General features: G+C 52.8%; 18 protein-coding genes. 14 read left to right on the top strand and 4 right to left on the bottom strand.

What is annotated here, in order from left to right:
• Positions 1–98 precede the first annotated feature (98 nt).
• Complete coding sequence (locus OGY33_RS13410) at positions 99–995, top strand: LysR family transcriptional regulator (protein WP_191238224.1); 897 nt, start codon at positions 99–101, stop codon at positions 993–995.
• Positions 996–1,012: 17 nt separating this feature from the next.
• Here the strand turns inward: OGY33_RS13410 and srmB are convergent, their stop codons facing one another.
• Positions 1,013–2,341 carry an ATP-dependent RNA helicase SrmB gene (gene srmB, locus OGY33_RS13405; RefSeq protein WP_003835340.1) on the bottom strand — a complete coding sequence of 443 codons (1,329 nt, stop codon included), beginning with the start codon at positions 2,339–2,341 and terminating at the stop codon, positions 1,013–1,015.
• A gap of 131 nt (positions 2,342–2,472) precedes the next feature.
• On the opposite strand from srmB, the gene trmN reads away from it, so the two are divergent.
• Positions 2,473–3,210 carry a tRNA(1)(Val) (adenine(37)-N(6))-methyltransferase TrmN gene (trmN, locus tag OGY33_RS13400; RefSeq protein WP_191238225.1) on the top strand — a complete coding sequence of 246 codons (738 nt, stop codon included), beginning with the start codon at positions 2,473–2,475 and terminating at the stop codon, positions 3,208–3,210.
• Here the strand turns inward: trmN and nadB are convergent.
• Positions 3,195–4,817, bottom strand: a complete 1,623-nt coding sequence (gene nadB, locus OGY33_RS13395; protein WP_048225097.1) for an L-aspartate oxidase — start codon at positions 4,815–4,817, stop codon at positions 3,195–3,197. The genes trmN and nadB overlap by 16 nt on opposite strands.
• A 263-nt stretch (positions 4,818–5,080) precedes the next feature.
• On the opposite strand from nadB, the gene rseD reads away from it, so the two are divergent.
• The 12 genes from rseD (at position 5,081) to acpS (ending at position 14,866) form a co-directional block, all read left to right on the top strand.
• On the top strand, positions 5,081–5,245 hold the full coding sequence (rseD, locus tag OGY33_RS13390; protein ID WP_122973798.1) for a rpoE leader peptide RseD: 165 nt from the start codon (positions 5,081–5,083) through the stop codon (positions 5,243–5,245).
• Positions 5,242–5,817, top strand: a complete 576-nt coding sequence (rpoE, locus tag OGY33_RS13385) for an RNA polymerase sigma factor RpoE (protein ID WP_003037573.1) — start codon at positions 5,242–5,244, stop codon at positions 5,815–5,817. Before rseD ends, rpoE begins: the two co-directional genes overlap by 4 nt.
• A 31-nt stretch (positions 5,818–5,848) precedes the next feature.
• Positions 5,849–6,499 (top strand): anti-sigma-E factor RseA, encoded by a 651-nt coding sequence (rseA, locus tag OGY33_RS13380; RefSeq protein WP_114680834.1) that lies wholly within the window; start codon positions 5,849–5,851, stop codon positions 6,497–6,499.
• Positions 6,499–7,455: a sigma-E factor regulatory protein RseB gene (gene rseB, locus OGY33_RS13375; RefSeq protein WP_003835334.1), complete on the top strand. Its 957-nt coding sequence runs from the start codon at positions 6,499–6,501 to the stop codon at positions 7,453–7,455. Before rseA ends, rseB begins: the two co-directional genes overlap by 1 nt.
• Positions 7,452–7,916 (top strand): SoxR-reducing system protein RseC, encoded by a 465-nt coding sequence (rseC, locus tag OGY33_RS13370; RefSeq protein ID WP_286571768.1) that lies wholly within the window; start codon positions 7,452–7,454, stop codon positions 7,914–7,916. Before rseB ends, rseC begins: the two co-directional genes overlap by 4 nt.
• A gap of 270 nt (positions 7,917–8,186) precedes the next feature.
• On the top strand, positions 8,187–9,986 hold the full coding sequence (gene lepA, locus OGY33_RS13365; protein WP_003037577.1) for a translation elongation factor 4: 1,800 nt from the start codon (positions 8,187–8,189) through the stop codon (positions 9,984–9,986).
• 15 nt (positions 9,987–10,001) lie between these two features.
• Positions 10,002–10,976 (top strand): signal peptidase I, encoded by a 975-nt coding sequence (lepB, locus tag OGY33_RS13360; protein WP_003835329.1) that lies wholly within the window; start codon positions 10,002–10,004, stop codon positions 10,974–10,976.
• Positions 10,977–11,245: 269 nt separating this feature from the next.
• Positions 11,246–11,926 (top strand): ribonuclease III, encoded by a 681-nt coding sequence (gene rnc / locus OGY33_RS13355; RefSeq protein WP_003037579.1) that lies wholly within the window; start codon positions 11,246–11,248, stop codon positions 11,924–11,926.
• Positions 11,923–12,828, top strand: coding sequence for a GTPase Era (gene era, locus OGY33_RS13350; RefSeq protein WP_032937937.1), 906 nt, complete (start codon positions 11,923–11,925; stop codon positions 12,826–12,828). Before rnc ends, era begins: the two co-directional genes overlap by 4 nt.
• Before the next feature lie 200 nt (positions 12,829–13,028).
• The gene (recO, locus tag OGY33_RS13345) at positions 13,029–13,739 is read left to right on the top strand and encodes a DNA repair protein RecO (protein ID WP_008785495.1); all 711 of its coding nucleotides are present in this window, start codon (positions 13,029–13,031) and stop codon (positions 13,737–13,739) included.
• Positions 13,740–13,754: 15 nt separating this feature from the next.
• Positions 13,755–14,486 carry a pyridoxine 5'-phosphate synthase gene (gene pdxJ, locus OGY33_RS13340; protein WP_008785494.1) on the top strand — a complete coding sequence of 244 codons (732 nt, stop codon included), beginning with the start codon at positions 13,755–13,757 and terminating at the stop codon, positions 14,484–14,486.
• Positions 14,486–14,866 (top strand): holo-ACP synthase, encoded by a 381-nt coding sequence (gene acpS, locus OGY33_RS13335; RefSeq protein WP_003037588.1) that lies wholly within the window; start codon positions 14,486–14,488, stop codon positions 14,864–14,866. The genes pdxJ and acpS overlap by 1 nt, the downstream gene beginning before the upstream one ends.
• Positions 14,867–14,972: 106 nt before the next feature.
• Here acpS and OGY33_RS13330 read toward each other — a convergent pair whose 3' ends face one another.
• Together OGY33_RS13330 and OGY33_RS13325 are read right to left on the bottom strand one after the other, a co-directional pair.
• Positions 14,973–15,233 (bottom strand): YfhL family 4Fe-4S dicluster ferredoxin, encoded by a 261-nt coding sequence (locus OGY33_RS13330; RefSeq protein WP_003037590.1) that lies wholly within the window; start codon positions 15,231–15,233, stop codon positions 14,973–14,975.
• Positions 15,234–15,288: 55 nt separating this feature from the next.
• Entirely contained in the window at positions 15,289–16,137 is an 849-nt protein-coding gene (locus OGY33_RS13325; protein ID WP_048215763.1) for a MurR/RpiR family transcriptional regulator, read from the bottom strand.
• Between the last annotated feature and the right edge of the window lie 79 nt (positions 16,138–16,216).

Genomic DNA, 16,216 nt, shown 5'->3' with positions numbered 1-16,216 from the left:
TATCTCCTTTGTTTTGATAGACAGTACCCGAGGCAAAACATTAAAAAAAATGAATGTTTTTGCATTCTGAGTTCGATGTTTTCGATGGGTTGGTGCGGATGGATTTACGTCGGTTTATTACGCTAAAAACGGTGGTGGAAGAGGGTTCATTTCTGCGGGCATCACAAAAACTGTGCTGTACGCAATCAACGGTTACCTTTCATATTCAACAGCTTGAGCAAGAGCTTTCGGTGCAGTTGTTTGAAAAAATTGGTCGCCGGATGTGTCTCACCAGTGAGGGAAAACGGCTGATGCCGCATATCCATGACCTGACGCGCGTGATGGCATCGATTCGACAGTCGGCACATCAGGATGCGCAGCCGAGCGGCGATCTACGTGTCGCAACAGGTGAAACGCTGCTGGCGTATAGAATGCCGCAGGTTTTACAGCGATTTAAACAACGTGCGCCTCATGTGCGGTTGTCTTTACAGTCGCTCAACTGTTATGTCATTCGCGATGCGTTGCTCAGTGACGAGGTCGATCTGGGGGTCTTTTATCGGGTGGGTAATGACGATGCCCTGGAGTTGATGCCGCTTGGCGATCAGTCACTGGCATTAGTTGCTTCGCCACTGCTTCAGCACGTTGATTTTACTCAGCATAACCAGCACATTCCCTGCAGTTTTATCATTAATGAGCCGCAATGTATTTTCAGACAACGCTTCGAGGGGCTACTGCGTAAACGACAGATTACGCTGGAAAATACCATTGAGTTATGGAGCATTGAAAGCATTAAGCAGTGCGTATCGGCAAATCTTGGGGTCAGCTTTTTACCGCGTTTTGCCGTCGAGAAGGAGTTACGTTCAGGGGAGTTGATTGAATTACCGTTCAGTGAACAACCTGAGTTAATTACGGCATTGTGCGGTTATCATGCCGGAAAAGTCGTTAGTCCGGCGATGCGGGTGTTTCTTGAGTGCATTGAAGAGAGTTTTGCATCACGTGAAAAAATGCCGGGCTAAATGGCCCGGCATTCGGTTTACTCTTTGTCGGACTGCTGGGTAGCAGCTCCGCTCGGCTTACGACGTTTGCCGATATTTTTGGCGTCGCGGTGACGTTTTTTCACCCGCGGCTTCTCTTTCTCTTTCGCCTTTTTCTCAGCGCGCTTCGCCAGCACTTTCTTGGATGGCTTACCGTTAGATTTCTCACTTGGCGCGCGCGTGGTTGGACGCAGTTCGTCAATGACGCGAGCTTTCAGCGGTTCGTCAATATAGCGGCTCGCTTTGCCGAGCAGCAGGTGGTCGTGCGCTTCAACCAAAGAGATCGCAGTGCCTTTACGGCCAGCACGACCGGTACGGCCAATACGGTGCAGATAGGCATCGCCACTGCGCGGCATGTCGAAGTTAAACACGTGGCTGACGTCAGGAATATCGATCCCGCGAGCGGCGACGTCGGTTGCTACCAGCACGTTCACACGACCATCGGTCAGGCGTTTGATCGCTTCGTTACGTTTGTTCTGCACCATCTCGCCTTCGAGATAGCAGTTATTAATGCCCGCCTGGCGCAGCCAGCCTGCCAGCTCGTGCACACGCTCACGTTTGCGTACGAAGACAATCGAGCGAGTCGCTTCCGGCTGTTTTAACAGGTGGATCAGCATGGCAGTTTTGTGCTCGATATCATCGGCACGGTAGTAAAACTGATGGATCTTCTTGCGTTCACGGGTGGACGGATCCGCTGAGACTTCGACCGGGTCTTCCAACAGACGCTCGGCAAAATCTTTAATCGCATCGCCTTCCAGCGTGGCGGAAAACAGCATGGTTTGTTTACGCCAGCGTGTTTCACCGGCGATATGCTCGATGTCCTGGGCAAAGCCCATGTCCAGCATACGGTCTGCTTCATCGAGAATTAGCGTTTCAACCGCATGGCAGTCGAAGTTTTCTTCTTTAATGTATTGCAGCAGACGACCCGTGGTGGCGACCACGATGTCCTGGTTTTCGCTAAAGACTTCCATGTGGTTCATGTAAGCCACGCCGCCGGTAATCGTAGCGATATCCAGATGTGTATTCTTCGCCAGCTCACGAGCGTGTTCGGCAACCTGCATCGCCAGTTCGCGCGTTGGCGTCAGGATTAAAATGCGCGGCGGACCAGATTTCTTGCGCGGGAAGTCGAGCAGGTGCTGCAACGCTGGCAGCAAATATGCCGCCGTTTTACCGGTGCCTGTCGGCGCAGAACCGAGTACATCACGGCCATCGAGCGCAGGCGGAATGGCGGCAGCCTGAATGGCGGTCGGGCGAGTGAAACCTTTTTCCTGGAGGGCATCCAGAAGGCTTTCATCGAGTTCAAGTTCGGAAAAAGTCGTTACAGTCATGTTCTACCTCTGAGTGGGGCGCTGATTATAGACGTTACGGCTGCAATCTTCATCTGTTTGTATGGATATACCTTCTCAGGTATTGTTTTTATCCTATGTTATCGTTTTTTTTTCCAGGAAGGTTGTTCTTCATGCCCCAGTCTACATCCGTACTGAGACGTAATGGATTTACTTTTAAGCAGTTTTTTGTGGCACACGATCGCTGTGCAATGAAAGTCGGAACAGACGGCATTTTATTGGGGGCCTGGGCCCCCGTTGCGGGCGTAAAGCGGATCCTGGATATTGGTACCGGGAGTGGCCTGTTGGCACTGATGTTGGCCCAGCGCACTGATGAAAATGTCACCATTGATGCCGTGGAGCTTGATGTTGACGCCGCGCAGCAGGCGCAGGAGAACATCGCGCAATCTCCGTGGAGGCATCGCGTCAGCGTTCATACAGCAGATGCGCAGCAATGGATACCGCGCCAGACCGTGCGTTTTGATTTGATTATCAGCAATCCACCCTATTATGAACAGGGAGTGGAATGCGCCACGCCGCAGCGCGAGCAGGCACGTTATACGACCGCACTTGATCATGAAGCATTGCTGGCACTGGCGGCGGGGAGTATTACAGAAGATGGTTTTTTTTGTGTCGTGCTGCCGGAACAGATTGGGAACGCGTTTACCCAGCAGGCATTAAGTATGGGCTGGCATCTGCGATTACGTACGGATGTAGCAGAAACGGAAGCCCGACTACCGCATCGGGTATTGCTGGCATTCTCCCCGCAGGCCGGGGAGTGCTTTAGCGACAGGCTGGTGATTCGTGGGCCAGACCAACGTTACTCTGAAGGTTACACGGCACTGACCCAGGCGTTTTACCTGTTTATGTGATGACTTAGCGGAGAGAGAATGGACGGGCCGGCTTCTGGAAGCTGCTCTGGGTAATCCAGCGTGTAGTGCAGGCCCCGACTCTCTTTGCGCATCATTGCGCAGCGGACAATCAACTCGGCAACCTGCACCAGGTTACGCAGTTCCAGCAAATTGTTCGACACGCGGAAATGGGCGTAATACTCGTCGATTTCCTGTTGCAGCATGGTGATACGGCGCAGAGCGCGCTCCAGGCGCTTGGTCGTACGCACAATACCGACGTAATCCCACATAAACAGCCGCAGCTCATGCCAGTTATGCTGGATAACAACCAACTCATCCGGATTTTCTACCCGGCTTTCATCCCAGCCCGGGAGCATGCTAACGCCGCGAGCATAAGGCATGCGCCTGTCGATATCTTCAGCCGCGGACCAGCCATAAACCAGACACTCCAGCAATGAGTTCGATGCCATCCGGTTGGCACCATGCAGGCCGGTGTAACTCACCTCGCCGATCGCATACAGCCCGTCGACATCGGTACGGCCAAAGTCATCCACCATCACACCGCCGCAGGTATAGTGCGCGGCAGGCACGATGGGAACCGGCTCTTTGGTTAAATCAATGCCCAATCCCAGCAACTTTTCATAAATCATCGGGAAATGCTGACGAACAAATTCTTCTGGCTTATGGCTGATATCGAGGAACATGCAATCTGCACCAAGGCGCTTCATTTCATGATCAATGGCGCGGGCGACAATATCGCGGGGAGCCAGTTCGCCACGTTCGTCAAAATCGGGCATAAAGCGTGAACCGTCCGGGCGCTTCAGGTGCGCGCCTTCGCCGCGCAGCGCTTCGGTCAGCAGAAAATTGCGCGCCTGCGGATGATACAGCGCTGTCGGGTGAAACTGGTTAAACTCCAGGTTGGCGACGCGGCATCCTGCGCGCCAGGCCATTGCAATTCCGTCACCCGAGGAAATATCCGGATTGGTGGTGTATTGATACACCTTTGACGCGCCGCCGGTGGCCAACACTACCGACTTCGCATGGCAGGTTTCGACGGCTTCTTTATTACGGTTCCAGATCCATGCGCCGACAACCCGACGCGTTCCCGGCAGACCGATTTTATCGGAGACAATCAGGTCGACGGCGTTGCTACGCTCAAGAACCCGGATATTGGGGTGATTTTGTGCCTGGCTGACGAGTGTGGTTTCGACTTCTTTGCCGGTAGCATCCGCAGCGTGCAGGATGCGTCGATGGCTGTGACCGCCTTCACGGGTCAGGTGATAGCTCTCTTCGCCGTTAGGCTGAACCTGTGTATCAAATAAGACGCCCTGATCGATAAGCCATTGAACGCAGGTGCGGGCATTGCTGGCGACAAATTCAACCGCATGCCGATCGCACAGCCCGGCCCCGGCAATCAGCGTATCTTCAACGTGGGAGTCGATACTGTCGGTTTCATCGAAAACCGCGGCAATACCCCCCTGGGCATAAAATGTCGAGCCTTCGCTGACCGGCCCTTTGCTCAGGACAATAACCTGATGTTTTTCAGCCAGGCGCAGCGCCAGTGAGAGTCCGGCAGCTCCGCTGCCAATGATCAGCACGTCACAGGATAATTCAGGAGTCGTATTCATGATGTTTGTTTAATTTACTAAACAGTGTTTGGTCACCATAGCACCACATTGCGCGATACTGCACGTTTTATTTTTAAATGTGTTGCAATGACTAAACATGAAAGAAAAGCATGATGAGGGCGAAATAGGCAAAAATATTTTGTGAAGCAGGCCGTTAGCATCAGATTATGTGATGAAATAAAGTGCCCGTTGGGTTACTCTGCAAGCGGTGAAATGGGCATTTCTGTACAGATAGTGCGTTGATCGGGTTATGTAGACTTATAATGAGAGATAAGACCTGTCTACAACATGACAAACAAAAAACAATGCGTAACGGAACTTTACGAAACTTGAGCACTCTAAGCATTTGCTTGCTCATAGTGAAGCTGATGGAGTGGCGTTTCGAAAGCGCGTGGAAATTTGGTTTGGGGAGACTTTACCTCGGATGAGCGAGCAGTTAACGGACCAGGTCCTGGTAGAACGGGTCCAGAAGGGAGATCAGAAAGCCTTTAACCTACTGGTAGTGCGCTATCAGCATAAGGTGGCGAGTCTGGTTTCTCGCTATGTACCGTCGGGTGATGTACCCGATGTAGTACAAGAAGCATTTATCAAAGCCTATCGTGCGCTGGACTCGTTCCGGGGAGATAGTGCTTTTTATACCTGGCTGTATCGTATTGCAGTCAATACAGCGAAGAATTACCTGGTCGCTCAGGGGCGTCGTCCACCTTCCAGTGATATTGATGCGATTGAAGCAGAAAATTACGAAAGTGGCGGTGCGCTGAAAGAAATTTCGAACCCTGAGAACTTAATGTTGTCAGAAGAACTGAGACAGATAGTTTTCCGAACTATTGAGTCCCTCCCGGAAGATTTACGCATGGCAATAACCTTGCGGGAGCTGGATGGCCTGAGCTATGAAGAGATAGCCGCTATCATGGATTGTCCGGTAGGTACGGTGCGTTCACGTATCTTCCGAGCGAGGGAAGCTATTGATAATAAAGTTCAACCGCTTATCAGGCGTTGACGATAGCGGGATACTGGAAAAGGTATTAGGCATGCAGAAAGAGAAACTTTCCGCTTTAATGGATGGCGAAACGCTGGATACTGAGTTACTCAAAGAGCTAACTCACGACCCGGAAATGCAAAAAACCTGGGAGAGTTATCACCTGATTCGCGATTCCATGCGAGGTGATACCGCCGATGTTCTCCATTTCGATATTTCCGCCCGCGTAATGGCCGCCATCCAGGATGAGCCAGTACGTCAGACGGTGCCATTGATTCCTGAGGCCCAGCCAGCACCGCACCAGTGGCAGAAAATGCCATTCTGGAAGAAAATGCGTCCGTGGGCCGCGCAGCTTACCCAAATGGGTGTGGCCGCGTGCGTATCACTTGCAGTTATCGTTGGCGTCCAGCACTATAATGGGCAATCTGAAACGTCCCAGCAGCCCGAAACACCGGTATTTAATACATTACCGATGATGGGTAAAGCCAGTCCGGTTAGCTTGGGTGTACCTTCTGACGCGACGGCCAGCGGCGGTCAACAACAGCAGGTACAGGAGCAGCGTCGTCGTATTAATGCCATGTTGCAGGATTACGAATTGCAACGTCGACTGCACTCTGAACAGCTTCAGTTTGAGCAGGCCCAAACACAGCAAGCCGCTGTGCAGGTGCCAGGAATTCAAACTTTAGGAACGCAATCGCAGTAATGAAGCAACTTTGGTTTGCCATGTCACTTGTGGCTGGTAGCCTGTTCTTCTCTGTAAACGCCTCGGCCAATCCTGCGTCCGGGGCGTTGTTGCAGCAGATGAATCTGGCCAGCCAGTCGCTAACCTATGAGCTGTCATTTGTCAGCATCAATAAGCAGGGTGTTGAATCCCTACGTTATCGTCATGCCCGCCAGGATAACCGTCCACTCGCGCAACTATTACAAATGGATGGACCGCGCCGGGAAGTGGTGCAACGCGGCAACGAAATTAGCTATTTTGAGCCTGGCCTCGAACCGTTCACGCTGAATGGCGATTATATCGTTGACTCTCTGCCATCCCTGATTTACACCGACTTCAAACGCCTTGCTCCCTACTATGATTTTATCTCAGTAGGCCGCACCCGTATTGCCGATCGGCTCTGTGAAGTGATCCGCGTTGTGGCGCGTGACGGCACCCGTTACAGCTATATCGTTTGGATGGACACGGAGACCAAACTGCCGATGCGTGTCGATCTCCTCGATCGTGATGGCGAAACGCTGGAACAGTTCCGTGTAATCTCCTTTACCGTGAATAACGGTGTTAGCGACAGCATGCAGACGTTAGCAAAAGCGAATTTACCACCGTTGCTGTCGGTTCCTGCGGGTGAGAAAACCAACTTCAACTGGAGTCCGTCGTGGTTGCCACAAGGTTTCAGTGAGGTCTCAAGCAGTCGACGTCCGCTGCCGACGATGGATAACATGCCGATTGAATCACGCCTTTATTCTGATGGCCTGTTTAGTTTCTCCGTGAACGTAAACCGTGCGACGCAGAACAGCGCCGATCAACTGCTGCGTACCGGCCGTAGAACAGTCAGCACCAGCGTGCGTGATAATGCGGAAATTACGATTGTGGGCGAGCTTCCACCACAAACGGCGAAGCGTATCGCGGACAATATCAAGTTCAGGGCAGCACAATGATTAAAGAGTGGGCGACGGTCGTCTCCTGGCATAATGGTCTGGCGACGGTCAGCTGCGATGTTAAAGCATCATGTAGCAGCTGTGCTTCCCGGGCCGGATGCGGGAGCCGCGTGCTGAACAAACTGGGACCACAGACCACACACACCATCGTGGTGCCCTGCGACGAACCCTTGACCCCAGGTCAAAAAGTTGAACTGGGCATTGCCGAAGGTAGCCTGTTGGGATCGGCGATGCTGGTCTACATGCCTCCGTTGGCGGGGCTGTTTCTTTTTGCAGCGCTGTTCCAGGTGCTGTTTGGTTCCGATCTTGCGGCATTAAGCGGCGCAGTGCTGGGGGGCGTGGGCGGATTCCTGATTGCTCGTGGATACTCTCGTAAGCTTGCTGAACGCGAAGCCTGGCAGCCGGTCATTCTAAACGTTGCTCTCCCACCCGATCTTATTCGCGTCGAAACCCAGCAGTGATATCTTTGCCTGATGGCGTTGCGCTTATCAGGCCTACAGCGTGCTCAGATGCAGACGTAGGCCGGATAAGGCGTTTATGCCGCCATCCGGCAAAAGTTTCACCGACTTTGCAAGGTTGTTTCCAGTTCCCGCTATCCTTGCTCTATGAACGTTTCCTCGCCTCAGCGTTGTAGTGTAGAATGCGGCGTTTCACTTAAACAGACGTTAAGCTCAGATCAGCGACTTCTCAGAGCCTGCTTCGGCGGGCGTAAGGCACAATAATTACACTATATGAAGAACATACGTAACTTTTCAATCATAGCTCACATCGACCACGGTAAATCGACGCTGTCTGACCGTATTATCCAGATCTGCGGTGGCCTGTCTGACCGTGAAATGGAAGCGCAGGTTCTCGACTCGATGGATCTTGAGCGTGAGCGCGGTATTACTATCAAAGCGCAGAGCGTGACGCTCGATTTCAAAGCATCTGATGGTGAAACCTATCAGCTTAACTTTATCGACACCCCGGGCCACGTTGACTTCTCGTATGAAGTTTCCCGCTCGCTTGCTGCCTGTGAAGGCGCATTGCTGGTGGTTGATGCCGGACAGGGCGTAGAAGCGCAGACCCTGGCTAACTGCTATACCGCCATGGAAATGGATCTGGAAGTAGTACCGGTACTGAATAAAATTGACCTGCCAGCCGCCGATCCTGAACGCGTGGCAGAAGAGATCGAAGATATCGTTGGTATCGATGCGACGGATGCCGTTCGCTGCTCGGCGAAAACCGGCGTTGGCGTCACTGACGTTCTTGAACGTCTGGTACGCGATATTCCGCCGCCGGAAGGCGATCCGGAAGGCCCTTTACAGGCGCTGATCATCGACTCCTGGTTCGATAACTACCTTGGCGTGGTGTCACTGGTGCGTATTAAAAACGGCACCATGCGTAAAGGCGACAAAATTAAAGTGATGAGCACCGGTCAGGTCTATAACGCCGACCGTCTGGGCATCTTCACGCCAAAACAGGTTGACCGTACCGAGCTGAAATGCGGCGAGGTAGGTTGGTTGGTTTGTGCGATTAAAGACATCCTCGGCGCACCGGTTGGCGATACCCTGACGCAGGCGCGTAACCCGGCAGACAAACCGCTGCCAGGCTTTAAAAAAGTGAAGCCGCAGGTTTACGCTGGTCTGTTCCCGGTGAGCTCTGACGACTATGAAAACTTCCGTGACGCGCTTGGCAAACTGAGCCTGAACGACGCCTCCCTGTTCTACGAACCGGAAAGCTCTACCGCGCTGGGCTTCGGCTTCCGTTGTGGCTTCCTTGGTCTGCTGCACATGGAGATCATTCAGGAACGTCTGGAGCGTGAATACGATCTGGATCTGATCACCACCGCGCCGACCGTAGTCTACGAAGTCGAAACCACGGCGAAAGAGACTATCTACGTCGATAGCCCGTCCAAGCTGCCGCCGCTGAACAACATCTACGAACTACGTGAGCCAATCGCTGAGTGTCACATGCTGCTGCCGCAGGCTTACCTTGGCAACGTCATCACCCTGTGTATCGAGAAGCGTGGCGTCCAGACCAACATGGTTTACCACGGTAACCAGGTGGCGCTGACGTATGAGATTCCGATGGCGGAAGTCGTACTCGATTTCTTTGACCGTCTGAAGTCGACCTCTCGCGGCTATGCGTCGCTGGACTATAACTTCAAACGCTTCCAGGCGTCTGATATGGTGCGTGTTGATGTCCTTATCAACAACGAACGTGTCGATGCACTGGCGCTGATTACCCACCGCGACAACTCCCAGAGCCGTGGCCGTGAACTGGTTGAGAAGATGAAAGATCTGATCCCTCGCCAGCAGTTTGATATCGCGATCCAGGCGGCCATTGGTACGCACATCATCGCGCGTTCAACGGTTAAGCAGTTGCGTAAAAACGTTCTGGCGAAATGCTACGGTGGCGATATCAGCCGTAAGAAAAAGCTGCTGCAAAAACAGAAAGAGGGTAAAAAGCGCATGAAGCAGATCGGTAACGTCGAACTGCCGCAGGAAGCGTTCCTCGCCATTCTGCATGTCGGTAAAGACAGCAAATAATCTTAAGGAGTTGGCATGGCGAACATGTTTGCCCTGATTCTGGTGATTGCCACACTGGTGACGGGCATTTTATGGTGCGTAGATAAATTCATCTTCGCGCCAAAGCGCCGGGAGCGTCAGGCAGCAGCGCAAGCTGCTGCAGGTGATTCACTGGATAAAGCTACGCTGAAAAAAGTGGCACCTAAGCCAGGCTGGTTGGAAACCGGGGCGTCCGTTTTCCCGGTACTGGCGATTGTGCTGGTGGTGCGTTCATTTATCTATGAACCATTCCAGATCCCGTCAGGTTCGATGATGCCGACGCTGCTTATCGGTGACTTTATCCTGGTGGAGAAATTCGCCTACGGGATTAAAGATCCGATTTACCAGAAAACGTTGATCGAAACCGGTCATCCGAAACGCGGTGATATCGTGGTGTTTAAATACCCGGAAGATCCGCGTCTGGACTACATTAAACGTGCTGTCGGTTTACCGGGAGACAAAGTAACGTACGATCCAGTGGCGAAAGAGGTGACTATTCAGCCAGGATGCCGTTCCGGTCAGGCGTGTGAAAACGCGCTGCCGGTAACGTACTCTGATGTTCAGCCAAGTGATTTTGTACAGACCTTTGCTCGTCGTAACGGCGGTGAAGCGACCAGCGGCTTCTTTGAAGTTCCGCTGAACGAAACGAAAGAGAACGGTATTCGCCTCTCTGAGCGTAAAGAAACGCTGGGTGAGGTTACGCACCGCATTCTGACCGTGCCGATTGCGCAGGATCAGGTGGGGATGTATTACCGTCAACCTGGTCAGCCGTTGGCAACCTGGATCGTTCCGCCGGGACACTACTTCATGATGGGTGATAACCGTGATAACAGCGCGGACAGCCGTTACTGGGGATTTGTACCGGAAGCGAATCTGGTTGGTAAAGCGACCGCTATCTGGATGAGTTTCGATAAGCAAGAAGGTGAATGGCCGACCGGTGTGCGTTTAAGCCGTATTGGTGGCATTCACTAATCACTGATAATCGTTCACGTTGTCGTCATTACGGCGGCAGCGTGAATTATTTCTCGGATAAATTCCCGCAGACTAACGACATCCCTTGTCGTTGTGTATAGAATATTCCCCCGAAGTTTTAGGTTGGCACCGACAGGTTGCCACGGCACACGAAACAGCGTTGGTTTGTATATAAATGCATGCAGGCGAAGCCAGATGGCTCAGCGAAGTGCGTATATCAGGTCTGTTTCGTGTGCTGAATTGTTGACGCATTCATTTATTGGTATCGCATGAACCCCATCGTAATTAATCGGCTTCAACGGAAGCTGGGCTACACTTTTAATCATCAGGAGCTGTTGCAGCAGGCATTAACTCACCGGAGCGCCAGCAGCAAACATAACGAGCGTTTAGAATTTTTAGGCGACTCTATTTTGAGCTTTGTTATCGCTAATGCGCTGTATCACCGTTTCCCGCGTGTGGATGAAGGTGATATGAGCCGCATGCGCGCGACGCTGGTTCGCGGCAATACGCTGGCTGAATTAGCCCGTGAGTTTGACCTCGGTGAATGTTTACGTTTGGGGCCAGGTGAGCTGAAAAGCGGCGGCTTCCGTCGTGAATCAATCCTGGCGGATACCGTTGAAGCTTTGATCGGCGGCGTCTTCCTCGACAGCGATATTCAAACCGTTGAGCAATTGATCCTGAACTGGTATCAAACTCGTCTGGATGAAATTAGCCCAGGCGACAAACAAAAAGATCCGAAAACGCGCCTGCAGGAATATTTGCAGGGTCGCCACCTGCCTCTGCCGTCTTATTTGGTGGTGCAGGTCCGTGGTGAAGCACACGATCAAGAATTTACTATCCACTGCCAGGTCAGCGGCCTGAGTGAACCGGTGGTTGGCACAGGTTCGAGCCGTCGTAAGGCTGAGCAGGCTGCCGCCGAACAGGCGTTGAAAAAACTGGAGCTGGAATGAGCGAAGAGAAAACTTACTGCGGATTTATTGCTATCGTCGGTCGCCCGAACGTCGGCAAATCCACCCTGTTGAATAATCTGCTTGGGCAGAAGATTTCTATTACCTCACGTAAGGCTCAGACAACACGTCACCGTATTGTTGGCATCCATACCGAAGGCGCGTATCAGGCGATTTATGTTGATACCCCGGGTCTGCATATGGAAGAAAAACGGGCTATTAACCGCCTGATGAACAAAGCGGCGAGCAGCTCGATCGGTGATGTTGAACTGGTTATTTTCGTTGTCGAAGGCACCCGCTGGACGCCGGACGACGAAATGGTGCTCAACAAGCTGCGTGATGGCAAAGCCCCGGTTATTCTGGCCGTCAACAAAGTCGACAACGTTCAGGAAAAAGCCGATCTGCTGCCGCACCTGCAGTTCCTGGCAAGCCAGATGAACTTCCTTGATATCGTACCGATTTCTGCCGAAACCGGCTTGAATGTCGATACCGTTGCGGGCATCGTGCGTAAGCATTTGCCGGAAGCTATTCATCACTTCCCGGAAGATTACATCACCGACCGTTCTCAGCGCTTTATGGCCTCTGAAATCATCCGTGAAAAGCTGATGCGTTTTCTGGGTGCTGAACTGCCGTACTCCGTTACCGTGGAGATTGAGCGTTTTATCTCTAACGAACGCGGTGGCTACGACATTAACGGCCTGATTCTCGTCGAACGTGAAGGGCAGAAGAAGATGGTTATTGGCAACAAAGGGGCCAAGATTAAAACCATCGGCATCGAAGCGCGTAAAGACATGCAGGAGATGTTCGAAGCGCCCGTTCACCTGGAACTGTGGGTGAAAGTGAAATCCGGCTGGGCCGATGACGAACGCGCGCTGCGCAGCCTCGGTTACGGCGACGACCAGTAGTTTTAATACTCTATGGCTTTCGAGGTGCAGGACAAAACACATAGTGTTTTGAACAGCGCTTGCGCTGGCTCCGAAGGAGCGAGGCCAGAGGCAGAGTCACGCGGCAAGTCCGTGAATCCCCGGGAGCCTACTCTCGTAAGTGACTGGGGTGAACGGGCGCAGCCAACGCACCTGCAACTTGAAAGACGACGAGTATTATGATGGAAGGATGGCAACGCGCTTTTGTCCTGCACAGTCGCCCCTGGAGCGAAACCAGTCTCGTGCTGGACGTCTTCACGGAAGAGTCGGGTCGCGTGCGCCTGGTGGCTAAAGGCGCACGTTCCAAACGCTCCAATCTTAAAGGCGCACTCCAGCCTTTTACCCCGTTGTTGCTTCGCTTTGGTGGACGTGGTGAGGTCAAAACCTTGCGCAGCGCCGAAGCCGTTTCTCTGGCACTCCCCCTTAGCGGAATCACGCTGTACAGCGGCTTGTATATTAACGAGCTTATCTCGCGCGTACTCGAGTACGAAACCCGCTTTTCTGCACTCTTTTTCGATTACCTGAACTGTATTCAGGCGCTTGCTGGCGCCACGGGTTCGCCAGAACCTGCGTTGCGTCGCTTTGAGCTGGCCTTACTTGGTCATCTGGGGTATGGCGTCGATTTTACCCACTGTGCGGGCAGCGGCGAGCCGGTAGACGACACCATGACCTATCGCTACAGGGAAGAAAAAGGGTTTATCGCAAGCGTTGTGATTGATAATGCCACCTTTACCGGACGCCATCTGAAAGCACTCGAATCGCGGGAATTTCCGGATGCTGATACGCTTCGCGCCGCGAAACGCTTTACCCGCATGGCGTTAAAGCCGTATCTTGGTGGTAAGCCCTTAAAGAGCCGCGAATTATTCCGGCAGTTTATGCCGAAGCGAAAATAAAAAACGAGGATTGTCATGGCCGAATTACTGTTAGGCGTCAACATTGACCACATTGCCACTTTACGTAATGCACGCGGTACCGCATATCCGGACCCGGTTCAGGCAGCGTTTATCGTTGAACAGGCGGGCGCGGACGGTATTACCGTACACCTGCGTGAAGACCGTCGTCATATCACCGACCGTGACGTACGTATTTTGCGCCAGACGCTGGATACGCGCATGAATCTGGAAATGGCAGTCACCGAAGAGATGCTGTCGATTGCCGTTGAGACTAAGCCGCATTTTTGCTGCCTGGTGCCGGAAAAACGTCAGGAAGTTACCACTGAAGGTGGGCTGGACGTCGCCGGTCAGCGTGACAAGATGCGCGATGCCTGCAAACGGCTGGCGGACGCAGGCATTCTGGTTTCGCTGTTTATCGATGCCGATGAAGAACAGATTAAGGCCGCTGCGGAAGTTGGCGCACCGTTTATTGAGATTCACACCGGCTGTTACGCCGATGCGAAAACCGACGCAGAACAGGCCAGCGAACTGGCGCGTATCGCCAAAGCGGCAACCTATGCTGCAAGTCTTGGCCTGAAGGTGAATGCGGGTCACGGTCTGACGTATCACAATGTTAAAGCTATCGCGCGGATCCCGGAAATGCACGAGCTGAACATTGGCCATGCCATTATTGGACGTGCGGTGATGAGCGGCCTGAAAGAGGCCGTAGTCGAAATGAAGCGCCTGATGCTGGAAGCGCGTGGCTAATGGCGATTCTGGGACTAGGTACGGATATCGTGGAGATTGCCCGCATCGAAGCGGTGATCTCCCGTTCCGGCGACCGCCTGGCAAGACGTGTGCTCAGCGACAACGAATGGGCAATCTGGGAAACGCATCAGCAGCCGGTGCGTTTTCTGGCGAAGCGTTTTGCAGTCAAAGAGGCGGCAGCAAAAGCCTTTGGCACGGGTATTCGCAATGGGCTGGCGTTTAATCAGTTTGAAGTCTTTAACGATGAACTCGGTAAGCCGCGTCTGCGATTATGGGGAGAGGCGTTAAAACTGGCGGAAAAACTCGGCGTTGCGCACATGCATGTGACGCTGGCCGATGAGCGTCACTACGCCTGCGCCACGGTGATTATCGAAAGTTAGATTCAGGACGATGCCGGATGGCGACGCGTAGTGTCTTATCCGGCCTACGGGTTATGCGTTTGTTGCAGGGGCAGGGTAGGGGCTTCATCGCCAGATGGCGACGCGGCTAAAGTTTATCGGCGTGGTGCATCAGCACAAACTTATCCCACAGCTGCTCTTCTGTTTCGACATGCGCCGGATCTTTCAAAATAGTATTGGGGATCGGGCACACTTTCTGGCAGGTTGGCGTGTCGTAATGGCCTACGCATTCCGTACACTTGTCGCTGTTAATCTCGTAAATGCTATCACCCATCGAAATCGCCTCATTCGGGCATTCTGGCTCGCACATATCGCAATTGATACACTTTTTAGTGATTAACAGGGCCATCAGGAAACTCTCAAAACATCACAAATCGGGCGGGCATTATACGCGCATTCTTTGCTCAGACCAGTTTTTTTACCAGTGCTTCGCTGTGGCGAATACGTTCCGGGGCATGCTCCAGATCCTGCTGCACCAGCGCCATAAACAGTAAATCGGTGAGCATCATTTGCGCATGGGTGGAGGAAATCGCTGCGCTGCGCGTGGCCTGCTCCTCGGCAATGGTGTACAGACAATGACTTGCCCGTTGCTGCAGAGCGTTCGGTGTAAATCCGGTGATGGCGAGGATTTTCGCGCCGGTGCGCAACGTTTCATCCGCAGCCAGGTTGAGTTCGCGACGCTCTCCGGTATACGAAATGGCCAGCAACAAATCGCTTGGTGAAAGCGCCTGCACCGTCGCCAGTAGGGCGTGCATATCGCGTTCCACCACCGCGTTAAAACCAATCTTCAGCAGCTTCCAGGCAAAATTCTGTGCTACCAGACCCGATGCGCCAATCCCGGTCACGATTATGCGGCGGGCTGAACGCAGCATCGTGACGCTCTCCATCAGTTTCTCTTCGCTGTTGACGTCCAGCGTCGCATGCATCGCCGCCACGTTCTCTTTAATCAGTTTCTCGCCTACCATTCGCATTGGGTCGTCACCGCGAATCTGATTATGTACCGGAATGGAATGGGGGTTGGGATTGCTGGCCAATGCTTCGCTAATCGCCAGTTTGAGTGCCGGGAATCCTTTAAAGCCCATCTTTTGCGCGAATTTCACCACGCTGGACTGGCTGACGCCCGCTTCAAAGGCCAGCTGTTGTGAACTGAGATGACGCGCAGTATCCGGCTGAGCAAGAAGATAATCCGCAAGTTTTTTATCGCTTTGCGCGAGATCCGGATAACGCTGACGAATGCGAATTAAACAGTTCATGCTTTCTCCTGGCGAAAATGTGATGGCGATTACAAAACAAAATATCACTCGCCTTAGTGAATATAATATTCCATTATGA

Origin of the sequence: Citrobacter sp. Cpo032 (genome assembly GCF_030332975.1) — a bacterium.
GTDB classification, from domain to species: Bacteria; Pseudomonadota; Gammaproteobacteria; order Enterobacterales; family Enterobacteriaceae; genus Citrobacter; species Citrobacter portucalensis.
This window is presented reverse-complemented; position numbering and strand designations above follow the sequence as displayed.

Coding starts and splice junctions, on each gene's coding strand:
- OGY33_RS13410 (WP_191238224.1), top strand. CDS start 99: ATGGATTTACGTCGGTTTATTACGCTAAAAACGGTGGTGGAAGAGGGT.
- srmB (WP_003835340.1), bottom strand. CDS start 2,341: ATGACTGTAACGACTTTTTCCGAACTTGAACTCGATGAAAGCCTTCTG.
- trmN (WP_191238225.1), top strand. CDS start 2,473: ATGCCCCAGTCTACATCCGTACTGAGACGTAATGGATTTACTTTTAAG.
- nadB (WP_048225097.1), bottom strand. CDS start 4,817: ATGAATACGACTCCTGAATTATCCTGTGACGTGCTGATCATTGGCAGC.
- rseD (WP_122973798.1), top strand. CDS start 5,081: ATGAGAGATAAGACCTGTCTACAACATGACAAACAAAAAACAATGCGT.
- rpoE (WP_003037573.1), top strand. CDS start 5,242: ATGAGCGAGCAGTTAACGGACCAGGTCCTGGTAGAACGGGTCCAGAAG.
- rseA (WP_114680834.1), top strand. CDS start 5,849: ATGCAGAAAGAGAAACTTTCCGCTTTAATGGATGGCGAAACGCTGGAT.
- rseB (WP_003835334.1), top strand. CDS start 6,499: ATGAAGCAACTTTGGTTTGCCATGTCACTTGTGGCTGGTAGCCTGTTC.
- rseC (WP_286571768.1), top strand. CDS start 7,452: ATGATTAAAGAGTGGGCGACGGTCGTCTCCTGGCATAATGGTCTGGCG.
- lepA (WP_003037577.1), top strand. CDS start 8,187: ATGAAGAACATACGTAACTTTTCAATCATAGCTCACATCGACCACGGT.
- lepB (WP_003835329.1), top strand. CDS start 10,002: ATGGCGAACATGTTTGCCCTGATTCTGGTGATTGCCACACTGGTGACG.
- rnc (WP_003037579.1), top strand. CDS start 11,246: ATGAACCCCATCGTAATTAATCGGCTTCAACGGAAGCTGGGCTACACT.
- era (WP_032937937.1), top strand. CDS start 11,923: ATGAGCGAAGAGAAAACTTACTGCGGATTTATTGCTATCGTCGGTCGC.
- recO (WP_008785495.1), top strand. CDS start 13,029: ATGGAAGGATGGCAACGCGCTTTTGTCCTGCACAGTCGCCCCTGGAGC.
- pdxJ (WP_008785494.1), top strand. CDS start 13,755: ATGGCCGAATTACTGTTAGGCGTCAACATTGACCACATTGCCACTTTA.
- acpS (WP_003037588.1), top strand. CDS start 14,486: ATGGCGATTCTGGGACTAGGTACGGATATCGTGGAGATTGCCCGCATC.
- OGY33_RS13330 (WP_003037590.1), bottom strand. CDS start 15,233: ATGGCCCTGTTAATCACTAAAAAGTGTATCAATTGCGATATGTGCGAG.
- OGY33_RS13325 (WP_048215763.1), bottom strand. CDS start 16,137: ATGAACTGTTTAATTCGCATTCGTCAGCGTTATCCGGATCTCGCGCAA.